Source organism: Streptomyces colonosanans (assembly GCF_001866645.1).
In the GTDB taxonomy this organism is placed as follows: Bacteria; Actinomycetota; Actinomycetes; order Streptomycetales; family Streptomycetaceae; genus Streptomyces; species Streptomyces colonosanans.
In genome coordinates, this window is record NZ_MLYP01000033.1 from 1 (window position 1) to 19205 (window position 19205).

Below are 19205 nucleotides of genomic sequence, written 5' to 3' on the forward strand. Positions count from 1 at the left end.
GGCGCCGGGGTGGGGGGCGTGGCGACCGGGGGCGGGGCGGGCTGCGGCTGCTGCGGGACGGGCGTGGCCGGAGCGGGAGCGAGCTGCGGAACTGGAGCGGGCTCGGCCGGGGCGGGCGCAGGCGCGGCCGGGGCGGCGAACGCGGGCGGCGCGGCGGCCTGGGTCGGCGGGGCGAACCCCGGGGCGGCGGTCGGCGGCTGCTGCGGAGCGGGGGCCTCCTCCTCGAGGACCTGACCGCCGAAGTTCTTCAGCAGCGCTTCGAGTCCGCCGTCGAAGCCCTGGCCGACCGCGGCGAACCGCCAGACGTCCTTCAGGTAGAAGTCGCCCAGCATGACGGCGCGTTCGGTGGTGAACTCCGCGCCGTTGAACGGATAGCGGGCCACTTCCTCGCCGCCCGCGACGATGCGCAGATATCCGAAACCGACCTGCGACATCTGCCCGGCGCCGTCGATCGTCGCCGTGAACGACAGTTTCTGGATCTGCGGCGGGATCCTGGTGAGCGTGACCCGGAAGGACTCCGTGTCACCCGCCTGCGGACCGAGCAGCTGAACAGCCTCCTCGGGCGTCTTCGGCTGGTTGAAGAAGACGAAGTACCGGTCATCCGAGAGTCGTTCGTCGGCGTCCAGACCGAAGCAGCTGATGTCGAAGGTCAGTCCGGGCGCGGAGATCTGCACGCCCACGTACAGATCCGTACCCGCGGTGAGGTCACTGATCCTGGCCTTGTGGCCGCGCTGGAATTCCCTGGCCATGCGTAACGACCGTCCCCCATCCCGAATGCGAGTGCGTCGCGCCAGGCTAACGGCAAAATCCCGAAGGGGACGGAGCCGGTACAAACCCGGTACACAACCGCCTCTGCACGCTCCGGTGGCGTCCGCCCGGCGCGCGGTGCGCGCCGGTGCGAGCGGTTGCGAACGGTCCGCGCGCGGCAGGGCCGGTGCGCTGCGGCCGCCTCTACTCAGCGCGCTGCGCGGGCTGATGGGGCAGCCGGCCGGCCGCGACCACCCCTTCGAGATAGCCACGGGCGCGTTCCGTGCGTGGATACGCCTCCAGCAGCCGCCAGAAGCGCGGCCCGTGCCCCGGTACGAGCAGATGCGCGAGCTCGTGCAGGAGGACGTAGTCGACGACGTACTCGGGCATGCCCTGCAATCGGTGCGACAGACGGATGCTGCCCTCGGCCGGGGTGCACGAGCCCCAGCGCGTGTTCTGGTTGGTGACCCAGCGGACCGAGACGGGCCGCGCCCGCCCGCCGAAGTACTGCGCCGACAGCCGCTCGGCCCGCTCGGCCAACTCGGCGTCGCCGATGGACCGCTTGCTCTCCTGGGCGGCCAGCTTGTCGAGCATGACGGTCACCCAGCGCTGCTCCTCCGCCTCGGACATCCGAGCCGGGATGAGCACAATGGTGCGATCACCCTCGCGGTATGCGGAGACCGTTCTGCGGCGTCGCGTGCTCCTGCGCACCTCGATCGGGCTCGCCTCCGAGCCGCTCGGCGGCTGGCTCGTCGTGCTGCGCTGTGTCTTTCCGGCGCGGTGCAGTGGGTCGGCGGGCACGCCCCGACGTTACCCGCTGCGCTCGGAAGAAGTCCTGCCTCTGGGACACTTCCCTGCCGATCGGCACCCCGAGCGCTGGATTCGTACGACGAACACCCGCGCCTGTGGACAACTCTCGGCACGCTCCCACCAGACCCCGGCATGCTGGCAAGCGTCGACGGACCGGAAGATCCGCTGACCGACAGGAACATACTTCGCACTACGGGGAGCCGGTCATGCATCCGATGGTGAAGCCCGCGCTGCGGCGCGGCTGGCGGGATCTGAACACCGTGCAGTTCGGCATGGCACCCGCACACGCGATGGTGCTGGGTCCTGTGGACACGGCGACGGGCAGCTTCCTCGCGCTGCTCGACGGCACCCGCGGGATGCCGCTGCTGCGCGAGGAGGCCCGCGGCATGGGGCTGCCAGACGGCCACGTTGACGCACTGGTGGACAACCTGTCCGGCTCGGGTCTGCTGGACGATGCGACGGGCGGTGGCCCCCAGGCCGATGCCCTCCGTGCCGATGCGGCCGTCCTGGACCGCCTTCGCCCCGACCTCGCGTCGCTGTCCCTGGTCGCCCGCGCGCCGGGTGAGCCCGCCCGACGCCTGGCCGCCCGACGCTCCCTTCGGGTCCAGGTCCGGGGGGCGGGCCGGGTGGGGGTCGTCCTCGCCTCGCTGTTGGCGGGCGCGGGCGTCGGCGAGGTCGATGTGCGCGACACTGGCCGCGTCGAGCCGTGGGACGTGGCACCGGGCGGTCTGCCGGCCGACTCTATCGGCGAGCGCAGAGAGGAGGCGGCCCGCCGTACGGTGCGAGCGGCCGCATCCGGCCGGCCACCGCGCCGCGAGCGCGCCTCGCGGCGCTCCTCCCGCGGTGACGCCGAACTCGGCTACTCCCTGGTGATCCTCGCCTCGCGCGACGGCCTCCACGTCCACGCGCCCGACCCCCTGGCCGCCGCACCGCTGATCGTCTCCGGTACGCCTCATCTGTACGCCGGTGTCGTGGAGGGCACGGGAGTCGTGGGCCCCTTCGTCCTGCCGGGCGACACAGGCTGCGCGGGCTGCCTCGACCGGGGGCGCGCCGACCGGGACGAGACTTGGGCGCGGCTGGTCACCCAGTGGCGCTCCGGGCGCCCGCAGCCAGTCCAGGCGTGCGATCTCGCTCTGTCGACCGCCGTAGCAGGTGTCGCCGCCGGGCACGCACTCGCCTTCCTCGACGGCGAGGTGCCCTCCAGCGCGGGCGCACGCTGGGAAGCCTCCGTGCCCCGGCTCGACTGGCACGCGCGACTGGTGTGGGCGCATCCCGCATGCGGGTGCGGCGCCGCGGAGAAAAGTAAGGGAGAACACACCTCAAAGGACGGGGGCGCACACGAGACAATGGTGGAGCAACAGCCATTGAGGAACTTGTCCCGCAAGGCACACGCGGCACGGCAGTCTGCGACTTGGAGGGCGCATGTCTGATCTTCCCCGGAAGGCGGTCACCCGAACCGCCAAGCTCGCCGCACTCCCGCTCGGCTTCGCCGGGCGGGCGACCTGGGGGCTAGGCAAACGGATCGTCGGCGAGTCCGCGGAGATCGTCGGCCGCGAACTCCAACAGCGCACGGCGGAGCAGCTGTTCAAGGTGCTCGGCGAGCTCAAGGGCGGCGCGATGAAGTTCGGGCAGGCCCTGTCCGTCTTCGAATCGGCACTCCCGGAGGAGGTCGCCGGGCCGTACCGTGCCGCTCTGACGAAGCTCCAGGAGGCGGCCCCGCCGATGCCTACGCGCACGGTGCACGCGGTACTGGAGGAGCGCCTCGGCGCGAACTGGCGGGAACTGTTCCTGGAGTTCGAGGACAAGCCGTCGGCGGCCGCCTCGATCGGCCAAGTGCACCGCGGGGTATGGCACGACGGCCGCGAGGTGGCGGTCAAGGTGCAGTACCCGGGCGCGGGCGAGGCACTGCTCTCCGACCTGAACCAACTCAGCCGTTTCGCCCGTCTGCTGGGCCCCCTGATCCCGGGTATGGACATCAAGCCGCTGATCGCGGAGCTGCGCGACCGGGTCTCCGAGGAGCTGGACTACGGCCTGGAGGCGCAGGCGCAGCAGGCGCACGCGGAGGAGTTCGCGAACGACCCGGACGTCATGGTGCCGGCGGTGGTGCACCAGTGCGAGCAGATCCTGGTGACCGAGTGGATCGACGGCATACCGCTGTCGGAGGTGATCGCCGAGGGGTCCCCGGAACAACGGGACCGCGCCGGCCAACTGCTGGCTCGTTTCCTTTTCTCAGGCCCGGCCCGTACGGGCCTTCTTCACGCCGACCCGCACCCGGGCAACTTCCGCCTCCTGCCCGGCCCGGACGGTGCGACCCAGAAGGACAGCTGGCGCCTGGGCGTCCTGGATTTCGGCACGGTCGATCGCCTGCCAGGAGGCCTGCCGACCCCGATCGGCCACTCCTTGCGCATGACCCTGGAGGGCGACGCCCAGTCGGTCTACGAACTCCTTTGCGAGGAGGGCTTCGTCAAGGAATCCATCGAACTCGACCCGGATGCGGTCCTCGACTATCTCCTCCCGATCATCGAACCGGCCCGGGCCGGCGAGTTCACCTTCACTCGCGGCTGGATGCGCAGCCAGGCGGCCCGTATCTCCGACCCGCGCTCCCCCGCGTACCAGCTGGGCAAACGGCTGAACCTGCCGCCGGCCTACCTCCTCATACATCGCGTGACCTTGAGCACAATCGGCGTGCTGTGCCAACTGGGCGCCACGGTCCGCCTGCGCGACGAACTGGAGGAGTGGCTGCCGGGCTTCCTGCTGGAGGAGGAACCTGCGGCGGAGGCCTGAGCGGACTACCACCAGACCGAATCCGGCCGCCGCTCGATCACCCTGATGCGGGCGCGGGCTCAGTCGTCGCATAAGGAGTGCCAGGCGCGGTTCTCCCTGGGGCAGGTCCGGGGAACGGGGTGTCGTCGGCCGGGGCGCCGCCGCGAGCGCACACGAGGTAATGGGCCTCTGCGGTGCCGCGCGAGCGCACGGAGCCACGGTCGTCACCGTCGCCGGGAAGACTCGTCACCCCGGTGGCGATATACCCCGCGGGCGCGGTTCGGCTATCGCAACGCACCGCGGGGGCCGGTCCGAGCGGACCGGCCCCCGCGAAGGGTTCGTGCTGGTGATGGCCACCAGCTACTGCATAACGGCCATGGCGAGCGCACGGCGGGCGCGCAGCGACGCGCGCTCGGCCCGGCGCTGCATCCGGCGGGCCACCACCAGGCGCACGGCCTGGCGCTCCCGATCGGCCTCATGCAGCCGCTCGCGCATATGCGCGCGAGCCAAGGCTTCTGGGATGAGTTGCATCTCACGAGTCCTGTTCTGACGCGAGGCGTTCGCGCCGGAGGTGGTGAAGTCTGGGGTCGCGGAGCCTGTGGGCTCGCTGGTGGACGGCTTCATCGGGGCCTGCTTCTCGGGGTCGTGCGTGAGGGGGCGGTCGATCGTTCCTGCGGTGTTCATGCCGTGACCGGGTTCTTGCGCGGGCGACCACGCGGCCGCTTCCGGGCGACAACGACACCCTGGACGAAGAGTTCGCCACCCCAGACGCCCCAGGGCTCACGCCGTTCCTTGGCGCCGGCGAGGCAGGCCTCGATCAGCGGGCAGGTACGGCAGAGGGACTTGGCGTACTCGACGTCGGCCGGCGACTCGGCGAAGAAGACCTCCGGGTCGTAGGAGCGGCAGGGGACGGGTACGCCCAGGTTCTCGATGGCGTCGTCGAGCGCGGTGAGCGTGGTGAGCGGAGTCAAGGTGGAGTCCTCCGTGAGGCCGGGCGGGGAGATCGTTTCGGAAGGCGGTACGGACGGGGCGTGCGCTTCGAGTTGCACGGTTCGTCTTCCTCGTCTGGTCGTTCCGGTCCGGTGGGACCGGGTGGCGGCTTTGGTACCGGGTTCTTTTCTTGTCCCGAGGCCCCTTCGTTCTGCCGTCCCCGTTCAGGGAAAACAGAAGGGCCGCGGATCCCGGATGGGGTTCCGCGGCCCTGAAGGCGCCGGCCTGATCGGCGATCAGGCTGGATCACTCCAGGGTTCTGGCCCACGGAAGGCCCACATCAGGTGGTGCTGCGTTGCCTGCTTCCGGAATCCGGCACCGGCTGCCGCAAAGGCATAGGCCTGCGCCTGTGCCGCTACTGCTTCCAGTGCCTTGGTCGGTCGCTCATTGCGCTCACGGATGGGAAGACCCGCGAGAGACAGAGAGGACGCCGGACGCACGGCACGAATGCCGGACAGACCAGTGCCCAGGTTCGAGACGCCGAGCATGCACGTGGAGACGACCGAGCGATCGGTCATTTTGACGGTGCAGGTGGAGCTGGTGTTGATGCTGATCACTGGAATCGCCTCCTCTCGGCGCCTTGGGGGGACTGGGGTGAGCCAGTCCGGCGGATAGGTAAGTACAGCACGAAAACAGGGCCTTCGAGAAGGCCTCTGCTCCCGTGGCTAAGAACCTATGGGGATTGCTGGGGCATGCGCAAACTATTTTTTCGACGAGTTCGTATCAGCCGTCTTCGTCTTCTCCTGCACCGTCCCGGCCTGCGCAGATGGCCAGTACGTCGGTGCCGTAGCGGTTGAGCTTGCGGACTCCTACCCCTGAGATGCGTGCCAGCTCGCCCGCGTCGCCGGGAACCGCTTCGGCGATCGCGATCAGCGTTCTGTCGGTGAAGACGCAGAACGCGGGCTGCCCGCTGCGGTTCGCCTGCACTGCCCGCCACTCGCGCAGCCGCTCGTAGAGGCCCTCGTCCATGTCGGAGGGGCAGTCGTCGCAGCGCATCAACTTCATCTCACCGGGGTCGGACAGCGTGCGCCCGCAGACTCGGCAACGGGCCGGGGTCCTGCTGGTACGGCGTGACAGGACGGCCGGGGCGGCGGTGCTGAAGCCGCGAACGACGCCTCCGGCACCGGGCGCGGCCGTGCGGCCCGTCGCGGCGGTGGAGCCGGGGCGCAGTCCGTCGAGGAAGCGGCTGGGCCGTCTACCGGGGCGACCGCCGGGTGAGCGGGACAGGGCCCAGGAGACATGGAGGTGTTCCCTCGCGCGGGTGATGCCTACATAGAGGAGACGGCGTTCTTCCTCGATCTGCTCGTCGGTCTTTGCGTAGGCGATCGGCATCATGCCCTCGGCGACACCGACGAGGAAGACGACGTCCCATTCCAAGCCCTTGGCCGAGTGCAGAGAGGCGAGGGTGACGCCCTGCACCGTCGGGGCGTGCTGGGCGTTCGCCCGCTCGTCGAGCTCCGCCACGAGGTCGGCGAGGGTGGCGCCGGGTTTGGTCGCGGCGAAGTCCTGGGCGAGGTTCACCAGCGCGGCCAAGGACTCCCAGCGCTCTCTGACGGCTCCGGAGCCCGCCGGCGGGGTGGGGGTCCAGCCTTCGCCCGAGAGCACGGCGCGCACCTGGGAGGGGAGGTCCACGGCGTCGTCGAGGAGGGAGTCATTGGCTCCGAAGCGGGCCGCGCCACGCAGGGCGATACCTGCCTTGCGCACCTCGGGGCGGTCGAAGAACCTTTCAGCGCCACGGAGTTGGTAGGGGACTCCGACATCCGCGAGGGCCTGTTCGTAGATCTCGGACTGGGAGTTGGTGCGGAACAGGATCGCGATCTCGGCCGCGGGCACGCCGGTGGCGATCAGGTCACGGATGCGGCGGGCGGCGCCTTCGGCTTCGGCGGGCTCGTCTGTGTATTCGGCGAAGACGGGCTCGGGGCCGGGGGCACGCTGGGAGATCAGTTCGAGACGGTGTTCGGCGGCGCGGCCGCGGGCTTGGGAGAGGAGACCGTTGGCCAGGCGGACGACCTGGGGTGAGGAGCGGTAGTCGCGGACGAGTTTGACAACGGTGGCTCCGGGGTGACGGGTGCGGAAGTCGAGGAGGTGGTCGGGGGTGGCACCGGTGAAGGAGTAGATCGTCTGGCTGGCGTCGCCGACGACGCACAGGCTGTCCCGGTCACCGAGCCACAACTCCAGCAGGCGCTGCTGGAGAGGGCTGACGTCCTGGTACTCGTCGACGACGAAGTGCTGGTACTGGGCGCGGACCTCCTCCGCGATGTCATGCCGGTCCTGAAGGATGCCGACGGTGAGGAGGAGGACATCCTCGAAGTCGATGACGGCGCGGTCACGCTTGAGGTCTTCGTAGGTCGCGTAGAGCTGGGCGATCTCGGCGGCATCGCGGGGGGCTTCGCGGCCCGCTCTGGCGGCTGCGGCGGCGTAGTCGGCGGGGACGGTCCGGGTGACCTTGGACCATTCGATTTCGGCGGTGACGTCCCGCAGCTCGTTGCGGTCGAGGCGGATACGACAGGCCGCGGCGGCGTCCGCAATGGTCTGGATCTTGCGGTCGATGATCCTGGGGAGGCCGCCGCCCACGGCCTTCGGCCAGAAGTACTGAAGTTGGCGCAGGGCGGCGGAGTGGAACGTACGGGCCTGGACGCCGGCGGCGCCGAGCTGACGGAGACGGCCGCGCATCTCACCCGCGGCGCGGTTGGTGAAGGTGACGGCGAGCACACTGGAGGGCTGAAGGATGCCGGCCCGGACTCCGTAGGCGATGCGGTGGGTGATGGCGCGCGTCTTGCCCGTGCCGGCGCCTGCCAGCACGCACACCGGACCGTGCAGGGCGGTCGCCACCTCGCGCTGCTCGGGATCGAGCCCTTCGAGCACCGCGTCGGCCGAGTCAGGAACCTGCGGGAAGAGGGTGGAGTGCGTTGCTGCTGTCACCCTGCCATGCTGCCAGGTCGGCGGAGACGGGTGCGGCGGTTGTCCACAGGGGGGCATGCGCAGTCGTACCAATGCGGCAGGCGTCGCCCGTGACGGGCCGCACCCGCCCGCACCGGCGGGAACGGGAATGGTGGAAGGTTCACGTACGTTTGCCTTTTCAGCGAGCACGCACTCGCCAAGCCGTAAAGGAGCGCAACCGACATGCCGGGCACTGTGACGATGTACAGCACTACGTGGTGTGGCTACTGCCGTCGGCTCAAGAGCCAGATGGACCGCGAGGGCATCGCGTACAACGAGATCAACATCGAGCAGGACCCGGAGTCCGCGGCCTTCGTGGAGAAGGCGAACGGCGGAAACCAGACGGTTCCCACGGTTCGGGTGATCCCCACCCAGGGTGGCTCTGAGGTCGTCATGACCAACCCGAGCCTTGCCCAGGTGAAGCAGGCGCTCGGCGCCTGACTCGTCTCCCGGGAGGCAGCCCTCGTCCCTGCACGGACGGGGGCTGCTTCTCGCATACACAGGCTGTCGTCGACGCGAGCGTGGTCGAGTGCTGTCCGCCGCTCCGGCCAGTGTCCTCGTCCGACGCCCAAGGGGGCGCTGCCGAGCCCCCAAGCCGTGAGCGCGTGCCGGTGTCAGCTACTCCTCGCCGGCAGCGGCTTGCCGTACCACAGTTCGATCAGGCGGGCGGCGATGGAGATGCCGTACGGGGGCAGCACCTCGCCGGACTCGAAGGCGGCGCGCAATTCCTCGCGGGAGAACCAGCGGGCCTCATGGATCTCGTCGCCGTCGACGTGGATGTCGGTGGTGGTGGCGCGGGCGAGGAAGCCGAGCATCAGGCTGGAAGGGAAGGGCCAAGGCTGGCTGGCGATGTACTCGACCTCGCCGACGGTGATGCCCACCTCCTCGAAGGCCTCACGGCACACCGACTGCTCGATGGACTCGCCGGGCTCGACGAAGCCGGCGAGGGTCGAGAAGCGGCCTTCGGGCCAGTGCACCTGGCGGCCCAGCAGGATGCGGTCCTTCTCGTCGATGACGGCCATGATCACCGCGGGGTCGGTGCGCGGGTAGTGCTCGGCACCGCAGGCCGGGCAACGGCGGATGTGACCGGCGGCCGCGATGACCGTCCGTTCGCCGCAGCGCGAGCAGAAGCGGTGCATACGCTGCCAGTTCTCCAGGGCGACCGCGTGCACCATCAGGCCCGCGTCGCGCGGGGACAGCAGTAGTCCGGCCTCGCGCAGACCGGCCGGGCGCGCGGACTGGTCCATGCGGCCCGGGAGCGCGTCCTTCTGGAGTGCGAAGTAGCTCACACCGGCCTCGTCCGTGCCCAGGAAGTACCGGTGGGCCTCCGTGAGGGGTGCCTCGAAGGAGGGAGTCATGACGAGTTCGGTCCGGCCGTCGGGTGTCTCGTCGATGAGGACCTGGCCACCGGAGACCACGAAGCAGCGGGTCGTGGGGTGGCTCCACGCCGCGGCGAGCCAGGCCTCGTCGAGCCGGTGGTGGGCGGCCCGGTCAATGTCGCTCGGTGCGGTGAGCGAGATGGGCCGGTCGGCGGTGTGGTCGGTCCAGGTGGTCACGAGTGCTTCCAACTCCCCCGGTGCAGCGGTTGGTTCGGCGGGCGGTTCAGCGGGACATACGGCTGGAGAGGACGGGGGTCGGCGGGCCTTGGCCGTGCGGGGCGGTCCTTCCAGTGTGCCCCGCCCCGCGGCCCGCCCGGGCGGCCGTGCGCCCCGTGAGTTCGTCAGTCCGCATGGCGCCAGTTCTCCCCCAGGTCGCCCCACAGGTAGGCGGCGGTCTCGACGCCCTTGAGGAGCAGGTCGAGTTCGACCTTCTCGTTCGGGGCGTGCCAGCCGTCGGACGGGATGGAGATGCCGAGGAAGAGGACGGGGGCGCCGAGGACTTCCTGGAGGTCTGCGGCGGGTCCGGAGCCGCCTTCGCGGGTGAAGCGCACCGGCTGCTCGAAGGCGCGGCCCATGGCGCGGACGACCGACTGCAGCGCGGGGTGGTCGAGGGGCGTCAGGCAGGGGCGGGTGGCCGCGCCGAACGTGACCTCGTGCCGGATCCCGGCGGGCAGCCGGTCGGCGGCCCAGGCGCGGACGGCCTCTTCGATGTGGTCGGGATCCTGGCCGGCGACGAGCCGGAAGGAGAGTTTGACCATGGCCGAGGACGGGATGATCGTCTTGCTGCCGGGGCCTTGATAGCCGCCACCGATGCCGTTGACCTCGGCGGTGGGGCGGGCCCAGATGCGCTCCAGGGTGGTGTGTCCCGCCTCACCGTGCGTGGCGGCCGACTTGGCGGTCCGCAGCCACTGCGCCTCCTCGAAGGGCAGTTCGGCGAAGAGTTCCCGTTCGCGGTCGGTGAGTGCGGTGACGCCGTCGTAGAAGCCGGGGATCGCCACGCGCGCGTGCTCGTCGTGCAGGGCGGCGACCAGGCGTGCGGCCGCGGTGGCGGGGTTGGGTACGGCACCGCCGAAGGAGCCGGAGTGGATGTCCTGCTCGGGCCCGTGCAGGGTGATCTCGCACTCGGCGAGGCCGCGCATGCCCGTGCACACCGTGGGGGTGTCCGCGGACCACATGCCGGTGTCGGAGATGATCACCGTGTCGGCGGCGAGCCGGTCCGCGTGCTTCTCGACGAGGGCGCGGAAGTGCGGGGAGCCGGACTCCTCCTCGCCCTCGATCAGCAGCTTCAGATGGACCGCGGGGGCGCTGCGGCCGGTGGCGGCGAGGTGGGCGCGGACGCCGAGTGTGTGGAAGTACACCTGGCCCTTGTCGTCGGCGGCCCCGCGCGCGTAGAGGCGTCCCTCGCGGATCACGGGCTCGAAGGGGTCGCCGGCCCAGCCGTCCTCGCGGGCGGCGGGCTGTACATCGTGGTGGCCGTAGACGAGGACGGTGGGCGCCTGGGCGTCCTCGGAGGGCCATTCGGCGAAGACGGCGGGGGCGCCGTCCGTCGGCCACACCTCGACGGTGGGGAAGCCGGTCTCGCTGAGCTTGGCGGCGAGCCAGTCCGCACTGTGGCACACGTCCGCCGCGTGCTCGGGCTGCGCGGACACCGACGGGATGCGCAGCCACTCCATGAGGTCGTCGAGGAAGGCGGCGCGGTGGTCGTCGATGTAGGTACGGACGGCACTGTCCGGGGTCTCGCTCATGGCCACGAGCCTATCGGCCCGCGCCCACGCCTTGGTCCGCCGGTTCCCTGCCGGAAGGCCCCTCCTGCAGCAGCCGCTCCAGTGCGGCCCGGTCCAAAAGCCCTTCGGGGTGTACGACCTCGCCGGTGCGGACGTACAGGAACGCGGCCCTGACGGCCTCCAGGGGCACGCCCTGCTGTTCCGCCCAGGCAAGCCGGTACAGGGCGAGCTGGAGCGGGTCTCCGGTGCGAGTGCGGCCGGTTTTCCAGTCGACGATCTCGTACACCGTCCCGTCGCCGTCGTCCACGCGGTAGACGGCGTCGATACGGCCGCGTACGACACGTCCGGCGAGAGCGAGTTGGAAGGGGGCCTCGACCCGGTAGGGGGTGCGGTGCGCGTAGGGGGTTCGCTCAAAGGCGTCCTTGAGGGTCTCCAGGTCACGCTCGTCGGCGATCTCGGCGTCGGTTCCGGGCAGCTCCTCCGGCTCCAGCATGGGCAGCATCAGTTCCTCGAAGCGTGCCTCGACCCATGCGTGGAAGCGGGTGCCGCGGCGCGCGGCCGGTTGCGGAGGACGTGGCATGGGGCGCGCGAGTTCCTGCGCGAACCCGTCGGGGTCGGCGGCCAGACGCAACACCTGGGACGCGGTCAGCGACGGCGGCAGAGGGACGTCGGTGACACGCGCGCGGGCGCGCTGCAGCTCTCCGGTGAGGGCGTCCAGGTCACGGTCCCAGGAGGCGACGGCGTGGGCCTCCTCCGGGGTGAACACGGGGGCGTCCTCGGCAAGGTGCTGCCGCCTGGCGCGAGGGATGGCCGGGGTGTCGTCACCACCCGGTACGCGCGCGTGGGGCGGGTCCGCCGGGCGGTCGGCGGTCCAGGAATCCCAGTCGGAGGCGTCCTCCTCGGGCGACCCGCCGGGGAGGACGTCGTAGGGGCCTTCCTCCTCGTAACGATCTTCCTCGTAGAGGTCTTCGTCTTCCGGTGGCGGAGGCCATTCCGGGTCGTCATACGCGGAGGGGTCGTGGGTGGCCGCGCGATGCGCGCCGTCGTGCGACGTCATCCGCTCCAGGTGGGCCAGTACGGTCTCGGCGGCGGCCCGGCGGCGGGCAAGGGCCGCCTCGTCCAGCGGAAGCGGCCAGGCGTGGTCGGTGGCGTCCTCGCGCAGCGCCGGGTTCTCCTCGTCCTCGGCCGGCTGCTCGGCCCAGGCCTCGATCTCGCCGTATCCGGCGGCGCAGTGATCGTGGAGGGCCTGAAGGAAGTCCGAGGGGCCGCGGGGGCGCTTCTGGGCGGGGCCCCACCAGTGACCGGAGCCGAGCAGCAGGGAGCGCGGGCGGGTGAAGGTGACGTAGCCGAGGCGCAGCTCCTCGGTGAGCTGGTGCTCCTTCATGGCCTCGTGGAAGGACTTCAGACCCCGGGAGTCCCACGTCTCGACGTCGGGCAGAGTGTCGGCGTCGCCGCGCAGGGCGTGTGGCAGCACCTTGCCCTGGGCGGTCCACTTCTCGCGGCCCTGGGTGCTCGGGAAGGTGCCGGTGACCAGTCCGGGGACGGCGACGACATCCCACTCCAGACCCTTGGACTTGTGCGCGGTGAGCACCTTGACGGTGTTCTCGCCGCCGGGCAGGGCGTTGTCGAGGCCTTTCTCGTACTGGGCGGCGGTGCGCAGGAAGCCGAGGAACGCCAGGAGGGTGGTGCCCGGTTCGTTGGCGGCGAAGGTGGCGGCGATGTCGAGGAAGTTCGACAGGGTCTCGCGGCGGCGGGCGGCCAGCGCGTGCGGTGACGCGGACAGCTCCACCTCGAGGCCGGTGACGGCGAGCACCCGGTGCAGGACGTCCATCAGCGGGTCGGCGAGACAGCGGCGCAGCTCGCGCAGCTCGGCGGCGAGGCGGGCGAAGCGCACACGCGCGTCGGGCGAGAAAGGCAGCCTGTCGTCCTCCCGCTCGGCCTCCATCGGCAGTTCGAGGAATGTGTCGAGGGCGTCCGCGAGCGACATCACCTCGGACGGGTCGACGCCCTCGACGGCCGCGGCGAGCCGCCGGTCCGGGTCGTCGTCGGCGCCCACGCGCGCGTGCGGCACGAGCAGCCTGGCGCGCCGTCCCAGGAGAGCAAGGTCACGGGGACCGATGCGCCAGCGCGGGCCGGTGAGGAGGCGGACCAGGGAGGCGTTGGCACCAGGGTCCTGGAGGACCTCGCAGACGGCGACGAGGTCGGCGACCTCGGGCAGATGCAACAGCCCGGACAGGCCCACGACCTCCACCGGGATGTCGCGGGCGACGAGGGCGCCCTGGATTTCCGCGAAGTCGGTCGCCGTGCGGCACAGGACCGCGATCTCGCCGGGCGCCGTGCCGGTGTCCACGAGGTGGGCGATGGAGTCGGCGATCCAGCCGATCTCCTCGGCGTGAGTGCGCAGCAGCGCGCAGCGGACCTGTCCGTCGCGTTCGGCGCCGGGGGCGGGGCGCAGCGCCTCCACGCCCGCGTGCATCGCGCGCAGTGGCTCGGCGAGGCCGTTGGCGAGGTCGAGGAGGCGGCCACCGCTGCGGCGATTCTCACTGAGCGCCTGCCGTGTGGCGGGGCGGCCGTCGGCGTGCGGGAAGTGCTCGGGGAAGTCGTCGAGGTTGGCGACGGAGGCACCGCGCCAGCCGTAGATCGCCTGGCACGGGTCTCCCACGGCGGTCACGGGATGGCCGGTGCCGTCGCCGAACAGCCCGGCGAGCAGGACGCGCTGCGCCACCGAGGTGTCCTGGTACTCGTCGAGCAGGACCACGCGGAACTCGTCACGCAGGACGCGGCCCACCTCGGGAAGCCCGGCGAGGGTCGCCGACAGGGCGATCTGGTCGCCGAAGTCGAGGAGGTCCCGCTCCCGTTTCGCCGCGCGGTAGCGGTCGACCAGCTCGGCCAGTTCACGACGGGCGGCGGCGGTCTCGGGGACCTTGCGCAGGTCGGCGTTGGTGAGCTTGACGCCGTCCAGGGTGCGCAGCAGTTCGGCGTCGTGGGCGCGCAGGTCCTCCGGTCGTACGAGGTGCTCGGCCAGCTCGGAGTCGAGGGCGAGCAGGTCGCTGACGAGGTCCGGGAAGGAACGGGTCAGCGCCGGGTAGGGGCCGGGGGCCTCGCGCAGCACGCGCGCGGCGAGCTGGTAGCGCGTGGCGTCGGCGAGCAGGCGGGAGGTCGGTTCGAGCCCGACACGCAGGCCGTGGTCGGTCAGCAGGCGGCCCGCGAAGGCGTGGTACGTGGAGATCACCGGCTCGCCCGGCGGGTTGTCCGGGTCGATCACGTCCGGATCGGTGACTCCCGCCTTGACGAGCGCCTTGCGGACGCGCTCGGCGAGTTCACCGGCCGCCTTGTTGGTGAACGTCAGGCCGAGGACCTGCTCGGGAGCGACCTGACCGGTGCCCACCAGCCACACCACGCGGGCCGCCATCACCGTGGTCTTGCCCGACCCGGCTCCGGCCACGATCACCTGCGGGGCGGGCGGTGCGGTGATGCAGGCCGTCTGCTCCGGGGTGAACGGAATGCCGAGGAGCTCCTTGAGCTGCTCGGGGTCGGTGATACGGGCGGGCACATCGGAGAGGCTAGCGGCGGCCACCGACAGCGGGGTCCGGATCCCCCGTCGGACTCGAAGAAGTGCTGGTCAGAACAGATGGTGTGGTACATCACACGGGCGTTCTCACTCCACCACGTGACGGCCTTCCGGCCGCGCGCTGCACGAGGCCCGGAACGCGCAGTGAGTGCAGTGCTGCCCCGTGGTCGGCGAAAAGCGTTCGTCGAGGACCTTGCCCGCGGCGGTGGCCAGCAGCTCGCCGATCCACTCGCCTTCCAGGGGCTCCTGGGCCTGCACCTTGGGCAGGCTCTCGCCGCCGTCCTTCTTGGCGGCCCCCTGGCGCAACTGGACGAGTTCGGCGCCGCCCGGCTCGGGGCGCAGGCCGTCGAAGGCCTCGTCGACGGCGCCCTCGCGCACCGCGAGCTGGTAGACGGCGAGCTGCGGATGCCGGGAGACCTCGGCGGCGCTGGGCGCCTGTTTGCCGGTCTTGAAGTCGACCACGTAGGCGCGGCCCTCGCCGTCCGCCTCGACGCGGTCCATGGAGCCGCGGATACGCACTGCGTAGTCGCCCGCTTCAAGGGTGACGTCGAAGTCATGCTCGCTCACCAGCGGCGTGCGCCCGGCGCGGTCCATCACATGCCACTTCAGGAAGCGTTCGAGCGCCACGCGCGCGTTGTCCTTCTCCTGCGCGGACTTCCACGGCGCGTCGAAGGCGAGCGCGTTCCACACGGAGTCGAGGCGCTCCATGAGGACGGCCAGGTCGGCGGGAGTGTGTCCGGAGGCGACCTCGTCGGCGAGGACGTGCACCACGTTGCCGAAGCCCTGGGCGGCGGTCGCGGGCGCGTCGGCTTTCACCTCGCGGCCCAGGAACCACTGCAGAGCGCAGGTGCCGGCGAGCTGGTCCAGGGCGCTCCCGGAGAGCACGACGGGCCGGTCGCGGTCGCGCAGCGGCACCTGGCTCTCGGTCGGGTCCCACATGCCCCACCAGCGGTAGGGGTGCGCGGACGGCACCAGGGGCCGCCCGTCCTCGTCGGCGAGTGCGGCGAGCCGGGCGAGCCGGAGGGCCGCGGCCTTTCTGAGGATGTCGGACGCGCTCGGGTCGACGGTCGTGGCACGCAGCTCGGCGACGAGCGCGGCGACGGACAGCGGGCGGCGCGGGCGGCCGGCGACGTCCATGGGTTCGACACCGAGTTCGGCGAGGAAGCGGGAGGGCTGGTCGCCGTCGTCGGCGGGGGCCTTCACCGCGGTGACGATCAGGCGTTCACGCGCGCGTGTGCAGGCCACGTAGAACAGCCGTCGTTCCTCGGCCAGCAGTGCGCCGGGGGTGAGTGGTTCGGCAAGCCCGTCACCTCCGATGCGGTCGGCCTCCAGCAGGGAGCCGCGGCGGCGCAGGTCGGGCCACAGGCCCTCCTGGACGCCCGCGACGACGACCAGACGCCACTGCAGGCCCTTGGAGCGGTGCGCGGTCATCAGACGCACGGCGTCGGGGCGCACCGCCCGCCGGGTGAGCGTGTCCGCGGCGATGTCCTGGGCCTCGATCTCCTCCAGGAAGTTGAGGGCGCCCCGCCCGCCGGTGCGCTCCTCCGCGCGCGCGGCGGTCGCGAACAGGGCGCACACGGCGTCGAGGTCGCGGTCGGCGTTACGGCCGGCCGCACCACCGCGTCGAGAGGCACCCTCCAGGCGCCTGGCCCAGGGTGTGCCGTCCCACAGGTCCCACAGCGCCTCCTCGGCCGTACCGCCGCCCGCGAGCCGCTCGCGGGCCTTCCTGAGCAGCTCGCCGAGGCGCTGCGCCCCCCGCGTGTACGCCGGGTCGTGTGCCACCAGGCGTTCCGGCTCGGCCAGCGCACGCGCGAGCAACTCGCCGGAGGGCGGCGGTACGGGGTTGCCTGCGGCCCGCTCCTCCTCGCGCAGGGCGCGGCCCAGGCGGCGCACGTCAGCGGCGTCCATACCCGCGAGTGGGGAGGCCAGGAGAGTGAGCGCGGTCTCGGTGTCGAGCCAGACTTCCGGTTCCGTCTCCTCCTGTGCCGCCTGCTCGGTGTCCGTGCCGCCCGCTGCCGCCCTCGCCACCGCCCGCAGCGCCGTCAGCAGCGGGGTCACCGCCGGTTCGTGGCGCAACGGCAGGTCGTCGCCGTCGATGTCCAGCGGAACCCCGGCTGCCGTCAGGGCACGGCGGACCATCGGGATCGCGCGGGCTCCGGCACGCACCAGCACGGCCATATCGCCCCACGGAACGCCGTCCTCCAGGTGGGCGCGGCGCAGGATGTCGGCGATGTTGTCCATCTCCGTACCAGGCGTCGGATACGTGTAGACCTCGACGCGGCCCCCGTCCCGCACCGCGGCGAGCTCCCGGTGCGCGCGCACCTTCTGAGCCGGAAGGCGGGTCAGCGGCATGCGCTGGGTCAACAGCCGCGTGGCAGCCAGGAGGGCGGCGCCGGAACGGCGGGACGTCCCGAGGACCTCCACGGGCGCCGGTGCGCCGTCCGCGCGCGGGAAGGCATAGGGGAATTCCAGGATGCCGCCCACGTCCGCGCCTCGGAACGCGTAGATCGACTGGTCGGGGTCGCCGAAGGCCACCAGGGTCCGGCCGCTGCCCGCCAAGGCGTGCAGGAGGCGCACCTGAGCCGGATCGGTGTCCTGGTACTCGTCCACGTAGACCGCGTCGTACCGGGCGGCCAGCCGCTCGGCGACCCGGGGGCGGCGAGCGAGCAGCACCGCGCGGTGGACGAGTTCCGCGTAGTCGATCACTCCCTGGAGGTCCAGGACGTCCAGGTACTCGGCGAGGAAGGCGGCCGCGGCCTGCCAGTCGGGGCGGCCGATGCGCTCGGCGAAGCGGCGCAGGGCCTCCGGGCCGAGTCCGAGCTCACGGCTGCGGGCCAGCACGGCGCGGACCTCGTCGGCGAAGCCGCGCGTGGTCAGGCAGGCGCGCAGTTCGCCCGGCCAGCGCACGTGGGCCAGGCCCAGGCGCTCCAACTCGGGCTGGCCGGCGAGCAGCTCGCGCACGGCCACGTCCTGTTCGGGGCCGGACAGCAGCCGCAGGGGCTCGACGAAGAGATCGCTGTCCTGGTGGGCGCGGACCAGGGCGTAGCAGAACGAGTGGAACGTGGTGGCCTGCGGGGCATGTGCCGCCCCTGTGCGCAGCGCCATCCGGTCGCGCAGGTCGACGGCGGCCCTGCGGCTGAACGTCAGCACCAGAATGCGTTCCGGGTCGTCTCCGCGGGCGATCCGGGCGGCCACGGACTCGACGAGCGTGGTCGTCTTGCCGGTGCCCGGGCCGGCGAGAACGAGCAGCGGACCGGCCTCGTGGTCAACCACCGCGCGTTGTCCTGCGTCCAGTCGAGGGGGGTCAACCCGGTCCGGCAGGGTACGCACCAGTCGGTAAGCGCCACGGTTCCCCTGCTGCACGGGGTGCGGCAGGCGCCTGGTCAAGGAAGAGGAGCTCACGTGGTTCGCCGGTCCTGGTGGTCGTGCCATTGGTCACTGCCGGCGCGGAGCGCCGTCGTCGAGGGGTGGTTGTCGGGCTGGGGGCGCCTCCCAGCGGTAGCTGGGGGAGGGTGGAAGGGTCATCGCGCGTGACGGGCGGTGACCGCTGGGTGAGGCGGGAGCGCGCCATCGACGCTACGCCCGGGCGCGCTGCGGAAGCAGGGCTTCCCCCCGTTCCGGCGTGCCCGTCGAGTCACTCGCGTCTCCCCTTGCACGAACATAAGGCATGTCACGGGGGTGCCCTGCTTCCCTCGTACGGGGCACGGATTCCCTTCCGGCCCGTCCGATGCCGGAAGCTGTCAGATGTGACCTTCCGCGCGTTCGTCGCCCTGCCAGCGCGCCCGCTTCATGTCGACGCGCGGCAGATGCCCGTCGGAGGCGCGGCCGGCTGCGCGCAGCGGGGTGCCCTCCTCGCGGTAGTGGCCCAGCGCGTCCAGCTCATGGCCCGGGAGGAGCACTCCGTCCGCGCGGATGACCCGCCACCAGGGGACCGCCCCACCGTAGAGGGCCATCACGCGGCCCACCTGGCGCGGACCGCCCACCCGTCTCCCACCAACGCCCTTGCCGGAGAGCGCTTCGCGCTCGCCCTCCTCTTGCTCGAGCCACTCGGCCACGTCCCCGTACGTCATGACGCGTCCCGGCGGGATGCGTTCGGTGACGTCAAGGACCCGTTCCGCGTAGTCCGGCAGGGCGTCCGCCGGAAGGCTTTCCTCGCTCACCCGCCCCATCCTGCCCCACCCCACCGACAATGGAACGGACAGCGGCCGAACACAGTCCTCGCCTCGGCGCAGCGCTTCGGGCAGACTGTGCGCCCCCGCATTTGCGCCCTGATGCCCCTGT

At 71.6% G+C, this 19205-nt stretch carries 14 protein-coding genes; 3 read left to right on the forward strand and 11 right to left on the reverse strand.

Features of this window, described 5'->3' with window-relative positions; translation table 11 throughout:
* Both BIV24_RS12410 and BIV24_RS12415 read right to left on the reverse strand, forming a co-directional pair.
* The coding region (locus tag BIV24_RS12410; RefSeq protein ID WP_143064602.1) for a TerD family protein at window positions 1–749 on the reverse strand (749 nt) is incomplete at its 3' end.
* 202 nt (window positions 750–951) lie between these two features.
* Window positions 952–1548 (reverse strand): M48 metallopeptidase family protein, encoded by a 597-nt coding sequence (locus BIV24_RS12415; RefSeq protein ID WP_071366315.1) that lies wholly within the window; start codon window positions 1546–1548, stop codon window positions 952–954.
* Window positions 1549–1763: 215 nt separating this feature from the next.
* Here BIV24_RS12415 and BIV24_RS12420 point away from each other — a divergent pair, with 215 nt between their 5' ends.
* Together BIV24_RS12420 and BIV24_RS12425 are read left to right on the forward strand one after the other, a co-directional pair.
* Window positions 1764–2987, forward strand: coding sequence for a ThiF family adenylyltransferase (locus BIV24_RS12420; RefSeq protein WP_071366316.1), 1224 nt, complete (start codon window positions 1764–1766; stop codon window positions 2985–2987).
* Window positions 2980–4341, forward strand: a complete 1362-nt coding sequence (locus BIV24_RS12425) for an ABC1 kinase family protein (protein ID WP_071366317.1) — start codon at window positions 2980–2982, stop codon at window positions 4339–4341. The genes BIV24_RS12420 and BIV24_RS12425 overlap by 8 nt, the downstream gene beginning before the upstream one ends.
* Window positions 4342–4680: 339 nt before the next feature.
* Here the strand turns inward: BIV24_RS12425 and BIV24_RS12430 are convergent, their stop codons facing one another.
* The 4 genes from BIV24_RS12430 to BIV24_RS12445 all read right to left on the reverse strand — a co-directional run bounded on the left by BIV24_RS12430 (window position 4681) and on the right by BIV24_RS12445 (window position 8289).
* Entirely contained in the window at window positions 4681–5004 is a 324-nt protein-coding gene (locus BIV24_RS12430; RefSeq protein WP_071366318.1) for a hypothetical protein, read from the reverse strand.
* The gene (locus tag BIV24_RS12435; protein WP_071366319.1) at window positions 5001–5369 is read right to left on the reverse strand and encodes a WhiB family transcriptional regulator; all 369 of its coding nucleotides are present in this window, start codon (window positions 5367–5369) and stop codon (window positions 5001–5003) included. Before BIV24_RS12435 ends, BIV24_RS12430 begins: the two co-directional genes overlap by 4 nt.
* Before the next feature lie 177 nt (window positions 5370–5546).
* Entirely contained in the window at window positions 5547–5867 is a 321-nt protein-coding gene (locus BIV24_RS31755) for a hypothetical protein (RefSeq protein WP_079168220.1), read from the reverse strand.
* Window positions 5868–6033: 166 nt separating this feature from the next.
* Window positions 6034–8289, reverse strand: coding sequence for an ATP-dependent DNA helicase UvrD2 (locus BIV24_RS12445; RefSeq protein ID WP_079168221.1), 2256 nt, complete (start codon window positions 8287–8289; stop codon window positions 6034–6036).
* Between the two features lie 144 nt (window positions 8290–8433).
* Here BIV24_RS12445 and BIV24_RS12450 point away from each other — a divergent pair, with 144 nt between their 5' ends.
* Window positions 8434–8691, forward strand: a complete 258-nt coding sequence (locus tag BIV24_RS12450; protein ID WP_071366322.1) for a mycoredoxin — start codon at window positions 8434–8436, stop codon at window positions 8689–8691.
* Window positions 8692–8864: 173 nt separating this feature from the next.
* On the opposite strand, the gene nudC is transcribed toward BIV24_RS12450, so the two are convergent.
* The 5 genes from nudC to BIV24_RS12475 all read right to left on the reverse strand — a co-directional run bounded on the left by nudC (window position 8865) and on the right by BIV24_RS12475 (window position 19084).
* The gene (nudC, locus tag BIV24_RS12455) at window positions 8865–9806 is read right to left on the reverse strand and encodes an NAD(+) diphosphatase (protein ID WP_071366323.1); all 942 of its coding nucleotides are present in this window, start codon (window positions 9804–9806) and stop codon (window positions 8865–8867) included.
* A 164-nt stretch (window positions 9807–9970) separates the two neighbouring features.
* Window positions 9971–11374, reverse strand: coding sequence for a dipeptidase (locus BIV24_RS12460; RefSeq protein ID WP_071366324.1), 1404 nt, complete (start codon window positions 11372–11374; stop codon window positions 9971–9973).
* Between the two features lie 10 nt (window positions 11375–11384).
* On the reverse strand, window positions 11385–14906 hold the full coding sequence (locus BIV24_RS12465) for an ATP-dependent helicase (protein ID WP_071366325.1): 3522 nt from the start codon (window positions 14904–14906) through the stop codon (window positions 11385–11387).
* A gap of 105 nt (window positions 14907–15011) precedes the next feature.
* A complete protein-coding gene (locus BIV24_RS12470; protein WP_079168222.1) occupies window positions 15012–18326 on the reverse strand; it encodes an ATP-dependent helicase in 3315 nt (1104 codons plus the stop codon).
* A 338-nt stretch (window positions 18327–18664) separates the two neighbouring features.
* Window positions 18665–19084, reverse strand: coding sequence for an MGMT family protein (locus BIV24_RS12475; protein WP_071366327.1), 420 nt, complete (start codon window positions 19082–19084; stop codon window positions 18665–18667).
* Window positions 19085–19205 lie beyond the last annotated feature (121 nt).

Bases quoted from the DNA above. Each gene is read 5' to 3' on its own strand.
- BIV24_RS12425 (WP_071366317.1), top strand. From the start codon at position 2,980: ATGTCTGATCTTCCCCGGAAGGCGGTCACCCGAACCGCCAAGCTCGCC.
- BIV24_RS12445 (WP_079168221.1), bottom strand. From the start codon at position 8,289: ATGCCCCCCTGTGGACAACCGCCGCACCCGTCTCCGCCGACCTGGCAG.
- BIV24_RS12420 (WP_071366316.1), top strand. From the start codon at position 1,764: ATGCATCCGATGGTGAAGCCCGCGCTGCGGCGCGGCTGGCGGGATCTG.
- BIV24_RS12450 (WP_071366322.1), top strand. From the start codon at position 8,434: ATGCCGGGCACTGTGACGATGTACAGCACTACGTGGTGTGGCTACTGC.
- BIV24_RS12430 (WP_071366318.1), bottom strand. From the start codon at position 5,004: ATGAACACCGCAGGAACGATCGACCGCCCCCTCACGCACGACCCCGAG.
- BIV24_RS12460 (WP_071366324.1), bottom strand. From the start codon at position 11,374: ATGAGCGAGACCCCGGACAGTGCCGTCCGTACCTACATCGACGACCAC.